The 22,241-nt window shown below is 39.4% G+C and carries 20 protein-coding genes and 2 pseudogenes; 14 read left to right on the forward strand and 8 right to left on the reverse strand.

Going from position 1 to position 22,241, the window contains the following annotated elements:
• Positions 1-158 precede the first annotated feature (158 nt).
• On the reverse strand, positions 159-332 hold the full coding sequence (locus ACLKL2_RS05915) for a hypothetical protein (RefSeq protein ID WP_413693715.1): 174 nt from the start codon (positions 330-332) through the stop codon (positions 159-161).
• Positions 286-735 (reverse strand): outer membrane beta-barrel protein, encoded by a 450-nt coding sequence (locus ACLKL2_RS05920; RefSeq protein WP_413693716.1) that lies wholly within the window; start codon positions 733-735, stop codon positions 286-288. The genes ACLKL2_RS05915 and ACLKL2_RS05920 overlap by 47 nt, the downstream gene beginning before the upstream one ends.
• Positions 736-1,321: 586 nt before the next feature.
• On the opposite strand from ACLKL2_RS05920, the gene ACLKL2_RS05925 reads away from it, so the two are divergent.
• From ACLKL2_RS05925 to ACLKL2_RS05940, 4 genes are all read left to right on the forward strand, one after another.
• Positions 1,322-2,719, forward strand: coding sequence for a cytochrome ubiquinol oxidase subunit I (locus ACLKL2_RS05925; RefSeq protein ID WP_413694264.1), 1,398 nt, complete (start codon positions 1,322-1,324; stop codon positions 2,717-2,719).
• Between the two features lie 5 nt (positions 2,720-2,724).
• Positions 2,725-3,723 (forward strand): cytochrome d ubiquinol oxidase subunit II, encoded by a 999-nt coding sequence (gene cydB / locus ACLKL2_RS05930; RefSeq protein ID WP_413693717.1) that lies wholly within the window; start codon positions 2,725-2,727, stop codon positions 3,721-3,723.
• A complete protein-coding gene (locus ACLKL2_RS05935; RefSeq protein ID WP_413693718.1) occupies positions 3,723-3,827 on the forward strand; it encodes a DUF2474 family protein in 105 nt (34 codons plus the stop codon). The genes cydB and ACLKL2_RS05935 overlap by 1 nt, the downstream gene beginning before the upstream one ends.
• 821 nt (positions 3,828-4,648) lie before the next feature.
• The gene (locus tag ACLKL2_RS05940) at positions 4,649-5,164 is read left to right on the forward strand and encodes a DUF2982 domain-containing protein (RefSeq protein ID WP_413693719.1); all 516 of its coding nucleotides are present in this window, start codon (positions 4,649-4,651) and stop codon (positions 5,162-5,164) included.
• Positions 5,165-5,718: 554 nt separating this feature from the next.
• On the opposite strand, the gene ACLKL2_RS05945 is transcribed toward ACLKL2_RS05940, so the two are convergent.
• Complete coding sequence (locus tag ACLKL2_RS05945; protein WP_113818940.1) at positions 5,719-5,907, reverse strand: hypothetical protein; 189 nt, start codon at positions 5,905-5,907, stop codon at positions 5,719-5,721.
• 523 nt (positions 5,908-6,430) lie between these two features.
• Here ACLKL2_RS05945 and ACLKL2_RS05950 point away from each other — a divergent pair.
• From ACLKL2_RS05950 to ACLKL2_RS05960, 3 genes are all read left to right on the forward strand, one after another.
• Positions 6,431-7,879, forward strand: coding sequence for a DUF3360 family protein (locus ACLKL2_RS05950; protein WP_413693720.1), 1,449 nt, complete (start codon positions 6,431-6,433; stop codon positions 7,877-7,879).
• Between the two features lie 479 nt (positions 7,880-8,358).
• Positions 8,359-8,547, forward strand: a complete 189-nt coding sequence (locus ACLKL2_RS05955; protein ID WP_113818938.1) for a CsbD family protein — start codon at positions 8,359-8,361, stop codon at positions 8,545-8,547.
• A 149-nt stretch (positions 8,548-8,696) separates the two neighbouring features.
• Positions 8,697-11,030, forward strand: coding sequence for a glucose/quinate/shikimate family membrane-bound PQQ-dependent dehydrogenase (locus tag ACLKL2_RS05960; RefSeq protein WP_413693721.1), 2,334 nt, complete (start codon positions 8,697-8,699; stop codon positions 11,028-11,030).
• Positions 11,031-11,451: 421 nt separating this feature from the next.
• Here ACLKL2_RS05960 and ACLKL2_RS05965 read toward each other — a convergent pair whose 3' ends face one another.
• Positions 11,452-11,691, reverse strand: a complete 240-nt coding sequence (locus ACLKL2_RS05965; protein ID WP_413693722.1) for a hypothetical protein — start codon at positions 11,689-11,691, stop codon at positions 11,452-11,454.
• A gap of 46 nt (positions 11,692-11,737) precedes the next feature.
• On the opposite strand from ACLKL2_RS05965, the gene ACLKL2_RS05970 reads away from it, so the two are divergent.
• Positions 11,738-12,331, forward strand: coding sequence for an AEC family transporter (locus tag ACLKL2_RS05970; protein WP_413693723.1), 594 nt, complete (start codon positions 11,738-11,740; stop codon positions 12,329-12,331).
• Between the two features lie 437 nt (positions 12,332-12,768).
• On the opposite strand, the pseudogene ACLKL2_RS05975 reads toward ACLKL2_RS05970, so the two are convergent.
• Together ACLKL2_RS05975 and ACLKL2_RS05980 are read right to left on the reverse strand one after the other, a co-directional pair.
• Positions 12,769-14,539: pseudogene (locus ACLKL2_RS05975) on the reverse strand (protein adenylyltransferase SelO).
• 215 nt (positions 14,540-14,754) lie between these two features.
• Entirely contained in the window at positions 14,755-15,531 is a 777-nt protein-coding gene (locus tag ACLKL2_RS05980) for a DUF1223 domain-containing protein (RefSeq protein ID WP_413693724.1), read from the reverse strand.
• A gap of 301 nt (positions 15,532-15,832) precedes the next feature.
• Between ACLKL2_RS05980 and ACLKL2_RS05985 the strand changes: the two genes are divergently transcribed.
• From ACLKL2_RS05985 to mtgA, 6 genes and pseudogenes are all read left to right on the forward strand, one after another.
• Complete coding sequence (locus tag ACLKL2_RS05985; protein WP_413693725.1) at positions 15,833-15,961, forward strand: hypothetical protein; 129 nt, start codon at positions 15,833-15,835, stop codon at positions 15,959-15,961.
• A gap of 48 nt (positions 15,962-16,009) precedes the next feature.
• Positions 16,010-16,974: pseudogene (locus tag ACLKL2_RS05990) on the forward strand (PQQ-dependent sugar dehydrogenase).
• Positions 16,975-17,091: 117 nt separating this feature from the next.
• Positions 17,092-17,562, forward strand: coding sequence for a polysaccharide lyase family 7 protein (locus tag ACLKL2_RS05995; protein WP_413693726.1), 471 nt, complete (start codon positions 17,092-17,094; stop codon positions 17,560-17,562).
• Positions 17,563-17,584: 22 nt separating this feature from the next.
• On the forward strand, positions 17,585-18,175 hold the full coding sequence (locus tag ACLKL2_RS06000; RefSeq protein ID WP_413693727.1) for a polysaccharide lyase family 7 protein: 591 nt from the start codon (positions 17,585-17,587) through the stop codon (positions 18,173-18,175).
• A 350-nt stretch (positions 18,176-18,525) separates the two neighbouring features.
• Positions 18,526-18,924, forward strand: coding sequence for a DUF2061 domain-containing protein (locus tag ACLKL2_RS06005; RefSeq protein ID WP_413693728.1), 399 nt, complete (start codon positions 18,526-18,528; stop codon positions 18,922-18,924).
• Positions 18,925-19,158: 234 nt separating this feature from the next.
• Entirely contained in the window at positions 19,159-19,842 is a 684-nt protein-coding gene (mtgA, locus tag ACLKL2_RS06010) for a monofunctional biosynthetic peptidoglycan transglycosylase (RefSeq protein WP_413693729.1), read from the forward strand.
• Positions 19,843-19,931: 89 nt separating this feature from the next.
• Here mtgA and ACLKL2_RS06015 read toward each other — a convergent pair whose 3' ends face one another.
• The gene (locus ACLKL2_RS06015; protein WP_413693730.1) at positions 19,932-20,960 is read right to left on the reverse strand and encodes a methionine synthase; all 1,029 of its coding nucleotides are present in this window, start codon (positions 20,958-20,960) and stop codon (positions 19,932-19,934) included.
• Positions 20,961-21,013: 53 nt separating this feature from the next.
• Positions 21,014-21,997 carry a DUF1852 domain-containing protein gene (locus tag ACLKL2_RS06020; protein WP_413694265.1) on the reverse strand — a complete coding sequence of 328 codons (984 nt, stop codon included), beginning with the start codon at positions 21,995-21,997 and terminating at the stop codon, positions 21,014-21,016.
• Between the last annotated feature and the right edge of the window lie 244 nt (positions 21,998-22,241).

Consider the following 22,241-nt stretch of genomic DNA (forward strand, 5'->3'; position numbering starts at 1 on the left):
GAGTCACCACCTTTAGCAAGCTCAGGCAAGGAGCTAATTATACAACAACATAGTTTTATAAAGGCCGAAATCTACATAAACTAGCAAGACGGCATATACCAAAAAGGCAAATCAACATGATTTGCCTTTTTGGTATCTTATTAACTTATTTTTGGAATTTAGAATTTGTATTCAAGACCAACTGATGCGTATTTCATATCCGTTGAAAAATCAGAATCGCTGTCCGCGCTATCAACATCTAAATCATTATCATAAACGGTATAATCGACTTTAACTGCCCAGTTTTTATCTAAGTGGTAACTCACCCCTACCGGCAAATAACCCAGTGTCATCTTCGTTTCCATCAACGCCCAAAACAGAGTAATCTGTTTCATACCAGAGCTGACCGCCTTTAGCATAAATTTCGATATTGTTTGTCACTGGTAAACCTAATTTTAAACCAAGGGTATATCCATCCGTTTCTGCACTTGCCACAGAGTTTCCATAATCACCAAAATCTACATAACTCCCCTCAACAGCAATATATTCATTCAAAGAGTAACCTAGAAATAGTTGATAAGCGTCTTTATCATCATCAAATTCGTCATCCCCATCCACTCGTAAATAACCATAATTACCACCTACATAAACACCTGCCGCATCGGAATCTGGGTTATATGCTTCTGCATGCACCAATGTTGCAGTGCTTAAAAAACCAGTTGAAATTAATGCGTATGCTAAAATTGACTTTTTCATTGTATGCTCCATAAGTGTTTTATTATTTAATACTCATACTGAATTACTTTGTTAGTAGAGTTGCTCTTTAAACTATTAAAGCTGTTTAAGCTGTTTATCTAATTACAAAGTATGTACTACAAAATATGTGCCAACATTTATCCCCTAAAAAAGGCTAATTTTCGTTCTAAAAATGTACAATCTATTGTTTTCATATGAATTTTTTATAATCTACTATGAAGAAATTACATGCTGTAATCGTTCAAACACAGTTTTGGATACACATGTTTAAATAAGAAATATCAACTAGTTAAAACAAAACCTTACTCAATACGGCTACACCACTCCTCCCGTTGAGTTTTTCTGAATTAATCACTGTTTTTAGCAAGCTAGGGCAGGCAGGGATTTATGCGACCGCAAAGTTATATGAGCAGGCTAAGCTCAGCGTGTACTTTGTTCGTTCCTCGCTGAATTCAGAACATGAACGTCGCCTATGATAAACAATGCGTTAAGACAATAGTGTTGCTTTACTTCAAAGGAATAGATCAAAAGTAGATCTTTTAACCTTTTACCAACGTAAAAATTCCTAGATACCCCCTTAGGAGTGATTATGGATACCTTAGCAATTGACTTAGCGCGATTTCAATTCGCCTTTACCGTGGCTTTTCATATTATTTTTCCTTCCTTCACTATCGGCTTGGCTTCATACCTAGCTGTATTAGAGGGACTCTGGCTCAAAACCGGTAAAGAAAAATATATCCAGCTGTACAAATATTGGATAAAGATATTTGCCATCAGTTTTGGTATGGGGGTGGTGAGTGGCATTGTTTTAAGTTACCAGTTCGGTACTAACTGGAGTGTGTTCGCCGATAAGACAGGCCCAATTCTTGGCCCATTAATGGGTTATGAAGTTCTTTCCGCCTTCTTTTTAGAAGCGGGTTTTCTTGGTGTGATGCTGTTTGGTATGTCTCGCGTTGGTAAAAAACTGCATTTCACTTCTACCTGTATTGTTGCGTTTGGGACGTTTTTATCGGCCTTCTGGATCCTCTCAGTAAATAGTTGGATGCAAACTCCTGCAGGTTATGCGATCAACGAAGTCGGACAATTTATTCCTGAAGACTGGTTTGCTGTGGTGTTTAATCCCTCTTTCCCTTATCGCCTAGTACACATGTTATTGGCTTCTTACTTAACCACTGCCTTTGTGATTGCCGCCGTCGGTGCATATCACCTGATTAAAGCGCCCCACAACCCATTGGCCAAAACTATGTTTTCGATGGCCTTATGGATGATTACTATCGTTACACCGCTGCAAATTATCGCCGGGGATTTCCACGGTTTAAACACATTAGAGCATCAACCTGCCAAATTAGCAGCGATGGAAGGACACTATCAAACTCATCAAGGGGCACCACTCATTCTATTTGGTATACCCGATGATGAAGCCAAGCAAATGAACTATCAAGTTGCTATTCCTAAGCTTGGTAGTCTTATCTTGACTCATGACCTTAACGGTGAACTTAAAGGTCTCGATGCTTTTCTGGAAACAGATCATCCACCAGTCTCCATTGTATTCTGGAGTTTTCGAGTCATGGTCGGTATTGGCTTTGCGATGTTAGTAATAGGCTTATTCAGCTTGTGGCTACGTAAAAAAGACAAACTATACCAGCCAAGCCTATTCCACCGACTATGTGTCGCCTTCGGGCCTGCAGGCTTTATTGCCATATTAGCCGGCTGGATAACGACTGAAGTTGGAAGACAACCCTTTACTGTGTATGGGCTATTACGCACGGCAGATTCTGCTTCACCGATTGATGCTACCGCTATTAGTACCTCTTTAATCGCCTTTATTGTTGTCTATTTTTGTGTGTTCGGCGCTGGCTTCTTTTATCTGCTCAGACTCATGCGTAAATCACCAACTCGCTATGAAGAGCCCTTAGACCCGCGTCTGCCTGAAGGTGAAAATGTACCAGCTGCTATTCACCCTAACCGATTAACAGAGAGGTAACAATCATGGATTACGCACTTATTTGGTACGGATTAATTGGCCTAGCGGTATTGATTTATGTGGTTCTTGATGGCTTTGACTTAGGCATTGGAGTGCTTTTCCCCAATGCAAAGAGTGAAGGTGAACGCGACCTAATGATGAACAGTATTGCGCCAGTTTGGGATGGTAATGAAACCTGGCTAGTACTTGGAGGCGGAGGATTATTTGCTGTGTTTCCTCTCGCCTATGCGGTGGTGATGCCAGCGCTCTATGCCCCGCTAACTATCATGTTATTAGGTTTGGTGTTACGCGGTGTTTCCTTTGAATACCGATTTAGAACCAAACGAGGAAAATTTATCTGGGATATCGCATTTTTCCTCGGATCATTTGGTGCAGCCCTAATGCAAGGGGTGATGCTTGGCGCAATGCTACAGGGTATTGAAATCTCAGGACGCAGTTACGCCGGTGGTTGGTTCGATTGGTTGACCCCATTCACATTATTTTGCGGCCTTGCCACTGTTTGCGCTTATATTCTACTCGGTGCCTGCTGGTTAATAATAAAACTGCCTGAAGAGCTCGCTAGTCGCTACTATAGAATTGCTAAACGCTGGGCTGTTACATTGGTGTTGAGTATTCTAGTGGTTAGTGTGTGGTTACCATTACACAACCCAATCGTATCTGAGCGATGGTTTAGCTTTCCTAACTCAATACTCTATTACGCCCTACCAATACTAGCTGTTCTTTGTAGCTGGCAACTATTTAGAGCGCTTAAGCTTCATCAAGCAGTTCGTACTTACCTTTTAGCGATGGGCTTATTTTTAGTTTCAGCGATGGGATTTGCAGTGAGCACATTCCCTTATCTGGTGCCATTTGCATTAACCTATCAACAAGCAGCAGCTCCAGATTCAAGTTTGAAGTTTTTACTTGTCGGTACTGCTGTTCTGTTACCGATGATCATTGCCTATAGCGGTTATGCTTATTGGGTGTTTAGAGGAAAACTAAAACATGATGAGGGGTACCATTAATGAAACCTATCACTAGAAAATGGGCTTGGTTTATCGCTATTTGGTTTAGCAGTGTCTTCGCTCTAACTATGTTTGCTTATTTACTACGTTTTATTATTAACTGATGTTGAGCGGTATAAATTAAGCTTTAAACGCCTTTTAACCTGTATTTCAGCCGCCAATCATCTATCAATTATTGGTAGATGGTTGGTATTAAGGGATTTAGCGCCTTTTATATAGACCGCTTTTATTGTTTTAAAATGATTATATAATTTAAAGTGTTTCTAGGTTCTGTTACTCATTTGCGTTTAAATTTTGTAAATTAAAATGCTGCCCCCACACATTTAAGTAAACAATATCAAACGCTTAAAATAAAACCTTACTCAATATGGCAGCGATTGATACGACAGTATCGTGTTTATGAGCAGCCGTTGCTAGCTCAGGTCTGAGTGGTGCGTTAAAAAGGAGGTCATAACTCTTACCCAAAGGAATAGTTTAAAAACGAATTAGGAGCCAGTCTTTTTGCTTACTTTATTCTTCTGGTAAGAAAAAGTATGTCGCCCACAGGGCGAAATAAATGTAAATAAAAGTGTGAATGACTAGACAAGCAGAGACGAGAATTTACACTTATCACTCTAGTTAATATGCACTCCCACGGAGGACCGTGGGAATGAAGTAAAAATATACTTGAAAGATCAACTACCCCTGGTTTATTCTCAAAAACATGTTGTTCCAGCGAGTATTTATTCAAAAACCAAGTTTTCAAGGAAGGTTAAATTTGGAAGATACAGTCAATAGAGTGATTAAAGTTCGCCCAAGTTCTAAACGTAATGCACTGACGCTTATATGCCTCGGCTTTACATTGATATTTATTTTTTGGCTTATCAGTTTATTTCTTTGGCAAACCTTTAAAATTCAATTGATTTTACTCATATGCATTAGCTTGATGATTGCGTTCATTGGGTTCCTCAAATACATAGAGCCTGAAACCAGCTTTTTTATCACCCCTGAAATGATTAAGTATTGTCACCTGAATGGAAAATGGTCTCTACGATGGCAAGATATTATTCGTTTTGGGGAAATTAAAGCGGATGTTAGAGGTCAGCATACACAATTACCTTACCTTGGTATCAAGCTAAATAATTTAGATCATCTCGCCAAAAACATATCCCCAAGACTCGCCAACAAGTTAATTCACGAACAACAAGAGTTGATTGTTTTAGCGATTATTAATAAAGAAATTAGTGCTGAAGAAGACCTGATTAATTTTGAACCCTATACGTTAAATGACGTGGTATATAAAGGTCCAATCGCAGCATGGTTACATCGTAGTGAACAACTCGCTAAAGCCTATGGTTACCACCTCTATTTACCAGAGAGCAGCTTGGATCGAGATATAAACCAATTTTTAAGGTTATTAAAAGAGTGCCATCATTACATTATTGTAAATGGACCTGCTTAGTTTTTAGCCGTCATTAATCGGCTGCATAGGCATAAGTAGATGTATTAAGTTTATAAAACCCACCTTTCACACCCAAGCTCCTCCTTGGGAATACATATTTACCTAGAGTGATGATTGTATATCTCGTCTGCGCTCGTCAAATCAGCTTTAATTATTATTATCAGTAGTTTCGCCCTGTCGGCGACTTTACTTTCTCTAGACCATTAGAGAACCCATACTTTCAAAGAATTCAAAGAGAGCTGGCATCGAATCGCTTTCTGATCCAAATCATAGATTGCTTTTATAACGCACCGGCTCTTGCTGTCCATCCATGGCCAGAACGAGCCTAAGCCAAACATCCTGTTTTGTTGTAGCTAAACCACCTCGTTCCCAAAGTTCTCCGAGGGAACGCATATTCACCTAGATTACTGAGAGTTATTTCTCGTCTGCGCTCGTCCAGTCATTGACGTGTTGATTTACCGCACGTAAAAGAAAGTAACTGGTTGACAGGGCGATACAACAGTTAATAAGTAACGAAATAATTCACACCTGATTTACTAAAACCCCATACACAATTAAAGAACCCCAGATTCAAATACTTGTTTTAGTAATGCGATAAATAGCATCACAAATACTAATATAGGTAAGATTTTACTGTATTTAGCTTGTTGTTTTGCACTAATAGGTTTTGCATAACGTTCACCTAACACCACCATCAAGGCAACAGCCACAAATAATGCGATTAAAATCCAAATAATAGTCATAACGCCCCTTAAAGATATACGTCACCACGAAGGACCTTGGGAACGAGATTAATAGTTACATCATGTATTCAACATATCAAATTATTCAATATGAACGAGTATTACTTCAGTATGCATTTACACCAAAAGATTACATGAGAAGACTTATTTGGGGGAATTTTACCTTTAAGTTAAAACACACAATGCAAAATATATTCAATTCACGATAGATTGTTTCATCTATTTAACTATTCCGTTATTTCAATATTAACTTCATTCATCGAAAATAAGTTTATGTAAAAGAACAACATATAATTATTCAGAGAATAAGGTATAGGATACATTTTTTGATACGAATCAATAATAAAACATGATGCAACACCAATGATTGTAACTCCTTATTCGTAACCATTATGACCTTGAGTTAGTGTTGCCAGCTTGAAAAATGTTAACACTTTCACGCAATAACTCAGGGAATAAAAATGAATAAAAAGCTAATTCCTCACAAGAACAACAATCAGCATCTCAACAAGTTAACGATAAATTGAATTACGAGCAGAAACATAAGCCAAGCTCTGACTTTAATACCCGAGAAGAATACCTAGAGCATGAATTACAAATAATGTCGCCTAAACGTTGGCGTCCTAACTGGCCGTTTAAAGATTATCGATTTGAGATAGAAGATACTATTCCGGCGATGGCTGCCACCATAGGCAAAATAGTGATGGTCGGTGCGATAGCCGCAACGTTTGCAGCACCGCTTGGCCTTGATGAAGGCTTTGTATTGGAGAACGTGCGTTATGAGCTATTAATTGTCTCTGTTTTTATTGTTCTTTTTTCCGGATTTTTACTGCCAACTGCTAACTTAGCGGGTACTCATGGCCCCTTAATTCCACTTATTCCTATTGTGGTTGCAGCAGGTGGCCACCCTATGGCATTTGGCCTACTTATTGGAGCCTTTGGTTTGATTCTCGCCATTAGTAAAGGTGGTAGTCGATTAGCCAATCTAACCAGTAAAGGTGTTTGTGGTGGGTTACTATTATATCTCGGGTTTGTGGGGACTATTTCTCAAGTTAAAAAATTATTAGCTTGGGGAGATAGCATTGGTATGTCACATATCCCCTTTGTCGTCATTATCAGCACGATTTTGCTGTATGCATTACTCGAACATTGGAAAAAGCGTTGGTTAGCGGTGCCGTTAAGCTGTTTACTAGGCGGCTCGATTGCCTTTGCAATGGGTGCCCCTTTTGAGTTTATTACTGACCCAGGCTTACCTAACCTGAATCCAGCCCATTGGTGGGGAGACAATACGGGTTGGATGTTAGGTTTGCCAACAATAGAGAGTTTTGTAGTGGTATTACCTTTTGCGATTTTAGCCGTCGCGATGTGGTCACCTGATTTTTTGGGTCATCAAGTATTTCAAAAGATTAGTTATCCAGGGCGTACTGAAAAAGTACAAATGAATATAGACGACACCATGACCACAGCCTCTATTCGTCAAGTCTTTGGTTCGCTTTTAGGTGGCTCTAATTTTACTTCATCATGGGGAACTTATTTAATACCGGCAGCCATTGCTAAACGCCCTATTCCGGCAGGTGCTTTATTAACTGCTCTATTTTGTGTAATAGCTGCGGTATGGGGATACCCTATGGATTTAGCCATATGGCAACCTGTGTTGTGCGTTGCATTAATCGTAGGTGTGTTTATCCCTTTACTTGAAGCTGGAATGGAAATGACACGTGAAGGTAAAACAACGCAATCTGCAGCGATTGTAGTATTTGCATCGACTCTTGTTAACCCTGCTTTTGGTTGGTCGCTTACTATGTTACTGGATAATCTTGGTTTAATCGGCTGTAAAGAACGTAGTGCGAAATTGAGTAAAATGAATCGCTGGATTATACCAAGTGTTATGTTTGTGATATTAACCACTGTAATGGCAGCTGTTGGTATGTTGCCAGGTATCCCTGCATTAATATCGAGTTTTCGTCATTAATTGTATATAACCTTAATAAAAGTCCAAGACATTTAACGCATTGGACTTTTATATTTTTATTAGATAAAAGTTGCAGATTGAAAAGACTTGATTGATATTTTACGATCCAATGGACACCACACAATTAATCCATAATTATCAAGCAGTTAAAAATAAAGAGTGAGATTTTCTTTACCTTATCATGCGCTAGACTAAAGGAATCAAAGGTGTACGTTACCACGGAGAGCCGTGGGAACGAGATAGCGTCACATTGAAGATGAATAACTATGATTCCCCTCCTACATTACTCACTGCATGAAAACCTTTCAATTGGCCCTGTAATAGTTACAGGGTAAAAATCAGACTCTTTTTACCCACCACAAAATAAACATTAAAATCAATAACCTAAGTTTTGGCATATAACTTGTAACACTCCTTACTGAGAACATTGACGCAATCACTATATTGCATTTATCCAAACTAGCTTAAGGAGCTATCTTATGAATAACGACATTATGAAAGGTCAGTGGAAACAAGTATCAGGTTCTATCAAAGAGAAATGGGGTAAGTTAACAGATGACGACTTACAAGAGATCGACGGTAACTTAGAAGTCTTCCAGGGTAAAATGCAAGAGAAGTACGGCATGGAAAAAGATGAAGCAGAAAAAGAGTTTAATAAGTCATTCTAATAGGTCTCACCCTTCTTAACTCTTATTAAATAATCAAAGCAAAGGCCAATTCAATTGGCCTTTTTTGTATGACCACGGTGGAATGAGGGACCGAGATAAAGCCCATTACTCAGTATACTTTAGAGGTCACAAAAATAAGGATAGTGTTTATGATCATTTTATCAGTATTATTTTTTATTATAGGTTTAGCTTTATTAATTGGCGGTGCATGGTTAATAGCCTTAGGTGGCAGCTTATATTATTGCTTCGCAGGTGTTGCATTTATCGCCGTTTCATTATTACTACGTAATAGAAATGCATTAGCAAATCTTGTCTACGCTATCCTTTTAATGGCGACATTAATTTGGTCGGTTCTTGAGTCAGGTCTGAGTTGGTGGCCCTTAGCAACCAGGATGGGACTTTTCCTCATTTTAGCAATTCCCCTTCTCTTAATTGCTTTTTTCAAACATCGCCAGGGTTGGATATTTTTATTACCAGCTTGGATAGCAGCCAGTGCAACGACACTTTCACCTTTAATGGTTACATCACCGACAACCGTAGAAGGTGAATTGCCGAGAGTGGTTAGTGCCCCCTTTGCAAGTGATGTAAATGAAAGTGATTGGAATGCCTATGGTAGAAGCAATTTAGGGCAACGATTTTCGCCTTTAGCTAACATTACCCTGGAGAATGTCGATCAATTACAATTAGCATGGCAATATCAAACCGGAGATAAAAAAGGCCCTAAAGATGTCGGCGAAACAACCTACGAGGCAACCCCTCTTAAAATAGGTAATGCACTTTACCTTTGTACGCCTCATAACTGGCTTATTGCTTTAGATGCAGATACAGGTGAAGAGCAATGGGTTTACGATGCTAAAGTACCAGCTGACAGTCAGCGCCAACATCAAACTTGTCGTGGAGTTTCTTATTTACCTCCGAGTGATAGTAAACAACCTCCTTTAGTAGAAACAGTCTCTACCCCTTCAGAAAACCTAAGTACATTACAGTGTGATGCTCAATTATTCTTACCAACATCAGATGCCCGTTTGATCGCTGTTGACCCAAGTACCGGAGCTCGTTGTGCTAACTTTGCTGAGAATGGAGAGTTAGATTTAATGCATAACATGCCATTTAAACAGTCAGGTTATTATTACTCAACCTCGCCTCCATTGGTTGCAGGTGGTGTTGTGATCGTCGCGGGTTCAGTCAATGATAATTACGATATTAATTCTCCTTCTGGTGTGATCCGAGCTTATGACGTGAAAACTGGTGAGTTAGTATGGAATTGGGACTCTGGTAAGCCAAATAAAACAGCGCCAATTGGCGAAGATGAAGTGTATGCTACGAGCTCACCGAATAGTTGGTCTGTCGCCAGTGCAGATGAAGAGCTAGGATTAGCTTACTTTCCTATGGGTAACCGAACTCCAGATCAATTAGGTGCTTATCGTTCGCCAGCAGAAGAAAAATATGCAACATCCGTTGTGGCATTGAGCCTTAAAACAGGTCAAGTTGCTTGGGTACAGCAGTTTGTTCACCATGACCTGTGGGATATGGATACACCTGCTCAACCTTCTTTATTGGATTTAGAAACCGATACTGGAAAACAACCTGCCTTGGTTATTCCAACCAAACAAGGTGATATTTATGTGCTTAATAGAGCAACAGGTAAACCTATATTGCCGATCACTGAAGTAGCAGCACCACAAGGTGCGATCCCAGGCGATTATACTTCGCAAACGCAACCTACTTCTGCTTTGTCTTTCAAGCCTGAGAAGTTAACAGAGTCGGATATGTGGGGAGCAACGCCCTTAGACCAGTTAATATGTCGAATTAATTTTAAACAATTACGCTATGAAGGACGTTACACTCCGCCATCAGAGGAAGGGTCTATTATATTCCCAGGCAATTTTGGGGTTTTCAACTGGGGCAGTATTGCCATCGATCCTAAACGTCAGCAATTATTTGGCATGCCTTTATATCTTGCTTTTACTTCTACGTTAGTGCCAAAAGAAGGCGCAGATTTGAGTGGTTCAAATACCGGAGAGCAAGGCGTAAATTCCAATGAAGGGGCGGATTATGCGGTAGATTTGAAGCCATTCCTTTCGCCACTAGGCATTCCTTGTCAACAACCACCATGGGGATATGTGGCAGGCGTAAACCTTAATAAAGGTGAAACAGCTTGGAAGCATAAAAATGGCACCATTGAAGATATGACATCGCTTAAATTACCTATTGAGATGGGTGTACCTGGTATTGGTGGCCCAATTATTACCGATAGCGGCATTGTGTTTATGGCGGCGACTGTTGACAATTATTTACGAGCTTACAATCTCGCTAATGGTGACGAGTTATGGAAAGCGCGATTACCAGCAGGTGGACAAGCCACGCCAATGACCTACTTAAACAGTAAAGGTGAACAAATGGTGGTACAAGTTGCAGGCGGCCATGGCTCTATTGGTACAAAAATTGGAGATTATGTGATGGCTTATAAACTAAAAAAATAACGTTAGATAATTACATTAAATATGGGCTAGCTATAACTCAATAATGCTAGGTTATGGTTAGCCTATTTATTTGTTGAATCGGTCTAATGGTATTTGTTACAACTCTGCATTACCACGGTGGACCGAGGGAACGAGATGTAATGTTAGGTTATGGCTAGCCTATTTATTTGTTGAATGAGTTAAATGATATTTATGACAACGATCCATTACCACATTGCCCCCTGAAAACGAGATAACTAGGTCCCTTCAAAAACGAGATAACTAGGTCCCTTCAAAAACGTCCTCTACATCCAAACTATAAAATAACCAGCAGCATTATATTGTTGATATAAATAGTTTATGTTATTAAACATCTTCAAAGTCTAATTAAACGCATTATCGAATTCAAAATAGACCTCTCTCTTTTAGAACATAAGGATGATTATGTTTGCTCAAGTTGTTGGAATACTTTTCCCTGTTTTTGCAATAACCCTTGTTGGATTTTTATTGGGCGCTGGTTAAAACCTGATTTCAAACCAATCAATCGCATCAATATGGATGTACTTGTTCCGGCACTTGTATTTTCATCTTTGGCAGTGATGCCAATGGAGATGGGACAACTCCCTTTAATTACTGCATCAGTTGTTGCGGTATTATTACCGGGCCTATTAATGATCCCCATTTGCAAAATTCTTAAGTTAAATTTTAAAGTTTGGGCCCCCTCTAATATGTTCAGAAATAGCGGTAACTTAGCTATTCCTCTGTTTACTTACACTTTTGGTAATACCGCACTTGCACCTGCGGTACTGCTTTTTGTTATCTCTTCCTGTGCGCACCTTAGTATCGGTGTTGCTTTATTAAGTGATAGAAACCCCATTAAAAAAATGCTGACTATGCCAGTATTTTTAGCGGCTTTATTAGGGTTGGTATTAAACTTGAGTGGGATAGGAATATGGAAGCCACTTTATGACGCGACTCATTTACTCGGCGGTGCTTCTATTCCAATTATGCTGTTATCATTGGGTTCACAGATGTGTAATATTCGGTTTAGTGGATTAAAAGTTGGCATTATGTGTACGGTATTGTCATTTGTCACAGGGGCCATTGCTTTTATAGCAATCTACCTCTTTATCCCGTTACCAACACTACATTTACAAATGTTGCTTTTATTCACAATGCTGCCACCAGCTGTGATGAATTATATGCTTGCCGAAAGATTTGATATTGGACCTGAAAAAGTCGCGTCGATGGTATTATTCAGCAATTTTTTCAGCATTATCACACTGCCAATCGTGCTGGTCATCGCTTTGTCACTAGGTTAAAAAGGAAGGCCGAAATGATTGATAAACCCTAGGTACATTTAATACTGTTATTTATTGGAGATAAATGGACTTTATTACGTTAATTTTAGTGGTGCCAATACTAGTCATCGGGCTCAACCTGATCTTTTGCATTCTGTTTAAGCGAATCTTTGTATTCGGGCATCATCATAAGCTAAATAGAAATATGAGCATTTCAGAGCTAAAAATGAAAGTTAACAAGCCATTTATATTCGGTAATTGGTATCGTAAAGGGGAAGCAAAGTATGCCAGCGCAGTGTTTGCGAACTCACTCCTGTTCGCTGCCCTTTTGTTCGCAACGGCGATACTCACCTAAATTTATACCGATGCCCTTTCATCAATATCACCATAGAGCACTGAATATTAGGCAGGCTTTGCCCATTAATCATGGGCAGCCAAACCTAGCTAGGTTATACCCATCACGATGAACAACTAAGGTGTGCTACGCCGCCGACATTGAATAACTCAAGTGGTCTCAATTGATAAAACTTATCTTCCACTGCTTGCGATTGCTCCTCGTATGGAGATGCCATTACTGCTTGTAACTCGTGAATTAAACTGTAATCCCCTATTCCGGCTTGCTGATAAGCAGGTTTAAGGAACCACTCTCGTAGAATATATTTAGGGTTAACTTGTTTCATTTCCTTGGCAACTGTCTCAAGCGTTCTACCTGTATTTTCCTCACAATCACTATTTAGTAAGGCTTTCCATTTAACAAACCACTCAATCCAACGTGTATCTACTTGTTCATTTTTTGCATCCTGAGCTGCATTTTGATTGATTAAATTACTGTAAAAGCTCTTCTTAAGTGGGCGTATATCCTTAGGGATTGACGATAACTCACGGAAGAAAATAGTGTAATCAATCGCTGTTTGCATCATTAACATCTGTAGTTCACGAAGTACTGCCATATGAGTAGGTTTATCCAAGCTGCTAAGGCCCAACTTAGCTGCCCACATAGCTTGCATTTTCGACTCCATCACAGTTGAAAACTCGCTTTGAATCTCTTCCAATGCCGTTAAAGCCTGTTCCTCTGTCGCCAATAGCGGTTTTAATGCTGAACAAAACATTTCAAAATTGCTTTGTGCTGCTTTAGGTTGGTTCATGAATGAGAAATGATTACCACCGCCCGTCCAAGGCTGATAATGAGGGTTAAATAGATCGCTGAACCCAAACGGACCATAATCCAGTGTATAACCACCAGCGGCACAATTATCACTGTTAAAGTTCCCTTGGCAGAATCCCACACGGATCCAATTTGCAATGAGAGTAGTAAGACGCTCACGAAACTCGCTAGCTAACTGGATTACTTTTTCAGATAGGCTGAGCCCGCTATCAATCGCTTCGCTATACTCACGATCAATCAAGTGCAGTACTATTTTTTGCAGCTCTTCTAGGGCGATATGATTATCATCTTCACGGGTGCGTCGCGCAAACAACTCTATTTGTCCAACCCGTAAAAGGAGGAGCCACGCGCGTAGAAATAGCAACAGGCTCAGTAACCATCATATCTGGGTTTTCAGAGCGTGAACCTTCAGCGTACCAACCACGTTGCACCGTTTCAGTTTTTGAAACATACAAGCTTAAAGAGCGTGAAGTCGCCACACCCAATGCATGCATATGATCCTGCGCTAAAAACTCACGAACACTAGAACGCAAGACCGCACGACCATCGGCACCACGACAATATGGTGTACGACCACCACCTTTTAACTGCATCTCCCAACGTTGACCATTAATCACCGCCTCAAGGATGGAAATAGCGCGGCCATCACCATAACCATTACCGGTTTGGAACGGACACTGATGAATAAATTCAACACCATAAATGGAAAGCGCATATCCCGTCGCCCAACCATACTGACGCATGGGTTCAGGCACTTGACTGGCATCACCAGAAAAGAGTCGCATAAAATCATCAGACTCAGCTAGGCTGTCGGCTAAACCAAGCTCCGCAAAATACTGCTGGCTGTGTGCTACATATTGCGGATCTTGAATAGGAGTTGGTTTAACTGGAACATAATGCCCTGAGAAAACTTGTCTTGCTCTATGATCAACACCATCTTGTGTTGCATCTGGGTCACAATTAAGCGACTCCATCAACGAATAATTTGCTAACTTAGCAAGTTCATCGAAGGTTGAGATAATAGGTTTAGTCGAGGTATTTTTCTGAGACTGAGATGTTTTCATAATGATTGATACCAAGGTTGAGCTAGATAAAAGTGTATAGCTGATATCTTACCCCGATCTGCCTAAGACTTCTGTACTTATTATAATCGACTGGTTTTATCTTAAGCTTTTAAGCCGTCATACTGCACTCGCTATTTAAGATTGTTTAATTTAAAACAGCCAGAAACTAATCATCGGCATCATGATTAGTTTCTGAATATAAAGCTAATTACTCGCTATTGAATATATCCACCAACCGCTTGAATCGGCGCTAAGCTAGTTTCGTTACTCACCCATGCACTAATTGCCTGCGCTTGTTCTTGATGGGCATCTTTAGATAAATTCAATGTTGCTACCCATTGGTTATTTTCAAAGGTCATCGCAACTTTTTGCCAATCTAACGCTACAAATTCATGACGTAGTTGTCGATTACGGTTTTCACCACGTTTAACGTGAGTTTGTAAATCCATACCCAATGGTGCAACGGATAAGATAAGGGGTTTATTTGGATCGGCAGTAAAACCCTGCTCTGGAGAGAACACCGCTTTTACCTGATGCAGAGAATCTGATGACTGGTAATCAATTTGTAGATTACCAATGGTACTTTTGCGCATCGCTCCTACTGCGCCTTCTATAGGATGCCCTCTAAAAAAGCCTTTCCACTCATTACCAGAGATAATGAAGTTGGGAGTATAAACGCTACGTTGCTTACCCGTTGATGACAAACTATATTGCCTAGCCGTGTATTCAGGTGAAGCAAAACGGTCTGCCCACCCTAGCCTATCCCAGTAATCAACATGAAAGGCAACTGGTACAAATGTTTTAAATAATTGCGGGCTCTCCACTAATTCACTTAGCTTTTTCTCCGCAGGAGGGCATGAGCTACAACCTTCGGAACTAAATAATTCAACTAAGGCAACTGAATCGATGCCACTGTTAAAGGTTTCAGCGAGCGCTTGTTGCTGGCTGAACATGGCAACAGCTAACAAACCAGATGTAATTAGTTTTTTCATGGATGTCCTCTTTGATTATTAAGTGATTTAACTTCAACTAACTTATCGATTTTCAAACCTCTAACATCGATGATGTGGGTCTATTGTGTTTAGAAGACCTAATAAAAAGAGATTTGATTGCATTAAATATATAAAGGAGGCTAATGCTCAAAGGTAGCTAAAAGTGCGAGCATCCAAAATGCTTGTAAACTATTCCCTTACTTCGCATAATGAAGTGGTCAACAATTAACCTCCAACATATTTATCGTGCTGTATTAACAGTGTAATGTTCAAATCAAAGTAACGGCTTTCAAGGAGTGAAGTGACAATGAACAGATATTTACAGGCACTACTATTTATTTACCTTAGCTTTTTAGTTTCAACGGTGCAGGCTGAACATTCATTGCCGATGTATGAAGATAAATCAGCTTATCAAACACACGTAATTTAGTCTGATATCGTTATCCCTTGGGGACTGGTTCAATTGCCTGATGGTAAAATGCTAGCAACAGAACGTTCAGGTAAATTATGGTTATTAACTGAAGGCAAACCTTCTATTGAAATCACTGGTTTACCTGAGATACATGCCTATGGACAAGGTGGTTTACTTGATATTGCTTTGCATCCTGATTTTGCAAACAACCAGATCATCTACTTCACCTATGCTAGCCAATATACCCATAACAATAAAATAGCCAGTAACACAGCTTTGATGCGAGCTAAATTAGATATAAATAATCATCAGTTAATTGAGCAGAAACAGCTATATCAGGGCGAAGGTGATTCTAATAAAGGCCAGCATTATGGTAGCCGAATTGCCGTGACTGATCAGTTTGTTTACTTTTCTATTGGTGACCGAGGACAACGAGATAAAAACCCACAAAATCTATCATTGGATGGCGGTAAAATTTATCGATTAAACCTTGATGGTAGCATCCCGACGGCTAACCCTTTTACCAACAAGCCAAGGCTAAAAAAGCGATCTACTCCTACGGACACCGTAATCCACAAGGTTTAATGATACTCGCCGATACTAACCAGCTTTGGTCTCATGAGCATGGTCCAAGAGGTGGTGATGAAGTGAATTTGATTGAAGCAGGTAAAAACTATGGTTGGCCTGTGATTGGTTACGGCATTAATTACATCGGCACTAATTATACTGACATCACTGAAAAACCAGGAATGGAACAACCTAAATTGTATTGGGATCCTTCCATCGCACCTTCTGGAATGGCTTATGTCAGTAGTGATAAATACCCGCAATGGCAAGGTAAGGTGTTACTCGGTGGAATGAAATATGGGCATTTAGTCTTGCTAGAGATAAATAACAACAAAGTGTTGAAACAAACTAAGTTATTAGCCGGTATCGGTAGGGTCAGAAATGTAATACAAGGTAATGATGGTTATATTTATTTAGGCATTGATGGTAAAGGTATTTTAAGGCTGCTCCCTCAAGACAGTTAAAGAATAAGCTACCATCAACAGGATTTATCTCACAATTAGTTAATTGTATTACAAATATGACAAGCGTTAAGGTTACACTGAATTTATCTATTACTTACATTAATTCAGGAAGCTTCTATGACGCATTATCCACCTCTAAAATATCTATTGAGCAGTGCCAGTCTATCTTTGCTTGTCTCTGCTTGTGCTCTACCTCCTCCAGAAAGTGGTGTTCTACCTGCCGATATCATTGATTTAAGTTATTGGAAAATCACACTGCCTATGGAGGGCAATAGCGGCAAAGTAAGAGAGGTCAGTGTCAATGATATTAAAGCCTTTTATAACGCTGATTTTTTCCATGCCAATACAGAAGGTGAAGTGATCTTTGTGGCACCGAACAGAGCAGCAACAACCACTGGTTCCACCAATACACGTAGTGAACTAAGACAGATGATGAATGGTGCGTCTGGCGGCAGCCCTAAAGATGAGATGAATAACTTTGCACTTGCTTCAAACCACGATTCAAAGGATTTTGCCGATATCGGTGGACAATTAAAAGCCACATTAAAAGTAGATGCCGTGTCTGTGCACGCTGAGTTACCCGAATAAACCACCTGCTTATTCTATGGTTGTGGGTCAAATACATGCAGGAAAAGATGAATACCTTTTATATGACACAGATGATCAATTTGGTTGGGGTAATGAACCCATTAAAATTTATTATAAAAAATGGCCAAACCATACCACGGGCTCAGTGTTTTGGACCTATGAGAAGAACCTACCAAGAAAAGATCCTAATCGTAGCGATGTTGCCTATCCAGTTTGGGGAAATACTTGGGAAAACCCAGTTGATCCGTCTGCTAAAGGAATCGCATTGGGGGAGGTCTTTAGTTATGTAATTAACGTGCACAACAATATTATGCACCTCACCTTTACCACCAATAATCAAGCTGAAGTTAATTATCAAATTGATTTATCTAATAATATCGATGCTTACGGTAAGGTAGATGCATTAGATAACCCAGACGGATATCAACAGGATTGGTTTTACTTCAAAGCAGGTGCATATAACCAATGTAGTACTAAAGATGCACCTGGTATTTGGTATACAAACTGCCCTGGCACAGGCGATTGGTTAGTAGATAAAGCCAATGGAGATTACGCTCAAGCTACTTTTTATAATATTGAGTTAAGTCCTTCTGAAGCGCCTAACAAGCAGTAATTAATTTGCTCAGTGATAAAAACTGTTTAAATAACGGTTTTTATCACTTCTGTCTAAAAACAATAAACCTACCTAACATTAATAAAACCTGTTAATCACCACAATTTTTTATCTGTAATACAAAAACTCCACTCCGCCGAATTGTCACCTTCTCTAACCAAGCTAATTTAACTTTTTAAATTCAACAGCTTGAGAAATACAGCCCCAAAATAAAACACAAAAACCTATCAATTTATAAATAACCACACAAAAAACCTATCAATTGTATAGAAACTACCCATTTTACTTAATGAGAATAACTATCAATAATAGCCACACATAACAGAGACATACTTTAAGAGGGACACACAATGGCTAAAACAATTACTTTTGCAGGCATCCACTTCAGCATCGCAACCTTAGTTGCTTTTGCATTAACTGGTGACTTTTTATTAGGCAGTTTGATTGCGGTTATCGAACCATCAATCAACACCGTTGCTTTTTACTTCCATGAAAAAGTTTGGCAACACGTCCCTTTCCTTAAAAAACGTGAGTCAATGACTAAAGCGAAAACAATCAGCTTTGCGGTTATTCACTTTAATGTTGCCTTTGCAGTGACTTACGCTTTAACTGGCGATGCATTCATCGGTGGACTAATGGCTACCATTGAGCCAACAATTAACTCTTTTGCTTACTTCTTCCATGAAAAAGCATGGGGTAATAAAAATAAACAAGCAGATTACGACATTGAACACGCTATTGTTGCTTAATACCACTGAATTAATCATTTAAGAAAAGCTTCACCCCCATCCAGCTCTCCTTTATTGTTTACCTAAAGGTTGAGCTGGAAAAACACTTACTCCAAACCCCATCTATTTTCAGAACAGACCCAATCTTTGCAAAAAGAGATAAAATATTGAAAATATGGCATGCTCTTAGGTTGTCTCCTCTTAGTTTACTAAAGGATATTTAATAACATCGTGAATACCAAAGAGAAATAACACATGGCAAAGAAGAAAAAATCAAGTTTATTAGGCAAGATCTGGTATGTCCTGTGGCGGTTACTGGTATTGATGACATTAACCTTGTTGCTGTTTCGTTTTGTACCATTACCAACCTCTGCATTTATGCTACAAAGCCCTTACCCTGTCACTCAAAAATGGATCAGTATTGATAAACTGCCCACTTCTATGTCATTGGCGGTAGTGGCTTCTGAAGATCAGCGTTTTCCAATCCATTATGGTGTCGATTTTACCGCGATTGTTGATGCACTTGAGCAATATGATGACGGTGATGGATTACGTGGCGCGAGTACCATTACTCAACAAACGGCAAAAAACATCTTCCTTTGGTCGGGTAGAAGCTTTATCCGTAAAGGGTTAGAGGCAGGTCTAGCAGTCAGCCTTGAAGCTGCTTGGGGCAAAAAACGTATTTTGGAAGTGTATTTAAATATCGCTGAGTTTGGGAAAGGCATTTATGGTGTAGAAGCAGCCAGCCAACATTACTTTGGTAGAGCAGCAAGCCGGTTAACTGCACACCAAGCTGCACAATTAGCCGTCTTATTACCTAGCCCACGTACCCGAGATCCACGCAACTTAACAGCTAAACTTAGTCAACGAGTGATTTGGGTTGAACGTCAAATGCGACAACTAGGTGCAGCTTACCTTAACCCCATTCTTGAAGATTAATCATAAGCAGATGAATATATAAACTTCAGACAGCAAAAACTCAATGTTCAAGATTGCACATTGAGTGTTAACTATTTCTTATTAACAGACTAGGCGGTTAGCTCTTGGCGAACAATCGCGGCGCCAGCACTTAGTGCATTTAATTTAGCGTTTGCAACTTCGCGTGATAAAGGTGCCATACCGCAATTGGTGCAAGGATAGAGTTTATCGGCATCAACATACTTAAGTGCTTCCCTTAAAGTATTGGCGACTTGCTCTGGTGTTTCAATTTCATTGGTTGCAACATCAATCGCCCCCACCATTACTTTTTTACCACGTATAAGTGCTAATAATTCCATCGGTACATGGGAGTTGTGACACTCCAGAGAAACGATATCGATATTAGAGGCTTTCAATTTAGGGAACACAGCTTCGTATTGACGCCATTCATTGCCGAGTGTTTTTTTCCAATCGGTGTTGGCTTTAATGCCATAACCGTAACAAATGTGTACTGCAGTTTCACACTTAAGCCCTTCAATGGCTCTCTCTAAACAGGCAATTCCCCAATCATTCACCTCATCAAAAAACACATTAAAAGCGGGCTCATCAAACTGAATAATATCAACGCCAGCGGCTTCTAACTCTTTTGCTTCTTGATTCAAGATGATTGCAAATTGCCAAGCTAATTCTTTACGGCTTTTATAATGATCATCATATAAAGTATCTATCATGGTCATAGGCCCAGGTAAGGCCCATTTAATTGGCTGGTCTGTTTGTTGACGTAAGAACTTAGCGTCTTCAACAAATACTGATTTTTGTCGGCTAACAGGGCCGATAACAGTTGGCACACTGGCATCATATCTGTCTCGTATTTTAACGATTTTACGGTTTTCAAAATCCACGCCATTAAGGTGTTCGATAAAAGTCGTCACAAAGTGCTGACGGGTTTGTTCGCCATCACTGACAATATCAACACCAGCGAGTTGCTGTTGATGTAACGACAAACATAATGCATCTTTTTTACCATCAACTAATGTTTGTTCTTCTAATTTCCAAGGTGACCATAGTGTTTCTGACTCTGCAAGCCATGAAGGTTTTGGCAAGCTGCCCGCTGTAGAGGTGGGTAATAATACGTTCATCAATATATCCTATTTAGATTTCTTAAATTCGTGTTTACAATTTTCTTAGATCATTAAGCTAAACAAACAGCTTGGGTATTCAACTGCTCAAAAAGTTTTTGATGGGGTTTAATAAAGTGCTGCTCAGCAAACTTACCCTGTGCTATACCTAAACGGTTACGCTCTTCACGGTCATATACAATATGCGTTAATGAATAATCCAAGTTCTGTAAATTAGGTTGATAAGTCTCACCAGCCACCGTATTAGCGTTATATATTTCAGGTCTATAAATCTTCTGAAAGGTTTCCATGGTGCTGATGGTGCTTAATAATTCCAGATTGCTGTAATCGTTTAATAAATCCCCCATAAAGTAGAACGCCAGTGGTGCAGTGGCCTGTTGAGGCATGAAATAGCGCACCTGCAAACCCATCTTGTTAAAATATTGTTCTGTTAAAGAACTGGCATTAGGCAAATACTCAACACCTAATATCGGATGCTGATTGCCCACTCGTTGGTAGGTTTTAGTCTCAGCGACACTTAAACAAATCACCGGTTTTTTAGAAAAGTGTGCTTTATAAGCAGAAGAGTTCAAAAAGGACTGAAACAGTTTCCCATGTAGCTCACCAAAATTTTCAGGTGCAGTGAATGAAGGTTTATCTTTGTTATGTGCCGATAACAAAATACTGAAATCGTAATCTCGGATATAAGATGAGAAGTTATTACCAACAATCCCTTCAATACGCTGACCTGTTGTATGATCAACGATATTGGTTTTTAACATTTCGATAGAGGGAAAAGAGTGACCGCTCTTTTCAAGATCCATTTCAACAGAGATGATCTCAAGTTCAACCGAGTAACGATCGCCCTTAGGATTATCCCAAGAAGCTAGACGGTTAAATCGATTATCGATCATCTTTAATGCATTACGTAAATTATCTTGACGTTTTTCTCCGCGCGCTAAATTAGCAAAATTAGTTGTCGCTCGTGTATTGTCAGCCGGTTGATAATGCTCATCTAACGTTGTGCTATTAATCTTAAATGTAAAATCTGTACTCATCATTTTAACTCCAATTCTCTATCATATAGTCTGCACAGTCCCTGTTTATAAGGCTCCTAGCCAATATTTTTAGTAATATCGATAGCCTAAAATGAAAAAATAACGGCAATATTGACTAGCATTAAACAGCAGTAGGTATTTTATACGTGAAAACAAACATGAATAAAAATGATTAATATTAAAATTAACATGAAAAAAATTAATACAAGGTGATTAACAACGGTAAATAGATAACACAGAAACA

It is taken from the genome of Psychromonas sp. KJ10-2 (assembly GCF_047323255.1).
GTDB lineage: Bacteria > Pseudomonadota > Gammaproteobacteria > Enterobacterales > Psychromonadaceae > Psychromonas.

Bases quoted from the DNA above. Each gene is read 5' to 3' on its own strand.
- ACLKL2_RS05915 (WP_413693715.1), bottom strand. From the start codon at position 332: ATGACACTGGGTTATTTGCCGGTAGGGGTGAGTTACCACTTAGATAAA.
- ACLKL2_RS05920 (WP_413693716.1), bottom strand. From the start codon at position 735: ATGAAAAAGTCAATTTTAGCATACGCATTAATTTCAACTGGTTTTTTA.
- cydB (WP_413693717.1), top strand. From the start codon at position 2,725: ATGGATTACGCACTTATTTGGTACGGATTAATTGGCCTAGCGGTATTG.
- ACLKL2_RS05935 (WP_413693718.1), top strand. From the start codon at position 3,723: ATGAAACCTATCACTAGAAAATGGGCTTGGTTTATCGCTATTTGGTTT.
- ACLKL2_RS05940 (WP_413693719.1), top strand. From the start codon at position 4,649: ATGATTGCGTTCATTGGGTTCCTCAAATACATAGAGCCTGAAACCAGC.
- ACLKL2_RS05945 (WP_113818940.1), bottom strand. From the start codon at position 5,907: ATGACTATTATTTGGATTTTAATCGCATTATTTGTGGCTGTTGCCTTG.
- ACLKL2_RS05955 (WP_113818938.1), top strand. From the start codon at position 8,359: ATGAATAACGACATTATGAAAGGTCAGTGGAAACAAGTATCAGGTTCT.
- ACLKL2_RS05960 (WP_413693721.1), top strand. From the start codon at position 8,697: ATGATCATTTTATCAGTATTATTTTTTATTATAGGTTTAGCTTTATTA.
- ACLKL2_RS05965 (WP_413693722.1), bottom strand. From the start codon at position 11,691: ATGGGGATCATTAATAGGCCCGGTAATAATACCGCAACAACTGATGCA.
- ACLKL2_RS05970 (WP_413693723.1), top strand. From the start codon at position 11,738: ATGTTCAGAAATAGCGGTAACTTAGCTATTCCTCTGTTTACTTACACT.
- ACLKL2_RS05980 (WP_413693724.1), bottom strand. From the start codon at position 15,531: ATGAAAAAACTAATTACATCTGGTTTGTTAGCTGTTGCCATGTTCAGC.
- ACLKL2_RS05995 (WP_413693726.1), top strand. From the start codon at position 17,092: ATGACGCATTATCCACCTCTAAAATATCTATTGAGCAGTGCCAGTCTA.
- ACLKL2_RS06005 (WP_413693728.1), top strand. From the start codon at position 18,526: ATGGCTAAAACAATTACTTTTGCAGGCATCCACTTCAGCATCGCAACC.
- mtgA (WP_413693729.1), top strand. From the start codon at position 19,159: ATGGCAAAGAAGAAAAAATCAAGTTTATTAGGCAAGATCTGGTATGTC.
- ACLKL2_RS06015 (WP_413693730.1), bottom strand. From the start codon at position 20,960: ATGAACGTATTATTACCCACCTCTACAGCGGGCAGCTTGCCAAAACCT.
- ACLKL2_RS06020 (WP_413694265.1), bottom strand. From the start codon at position 21,997: ATGAGTACAGATTTTACATTTAAGATTAATAGCACAACGTTAGATGAG.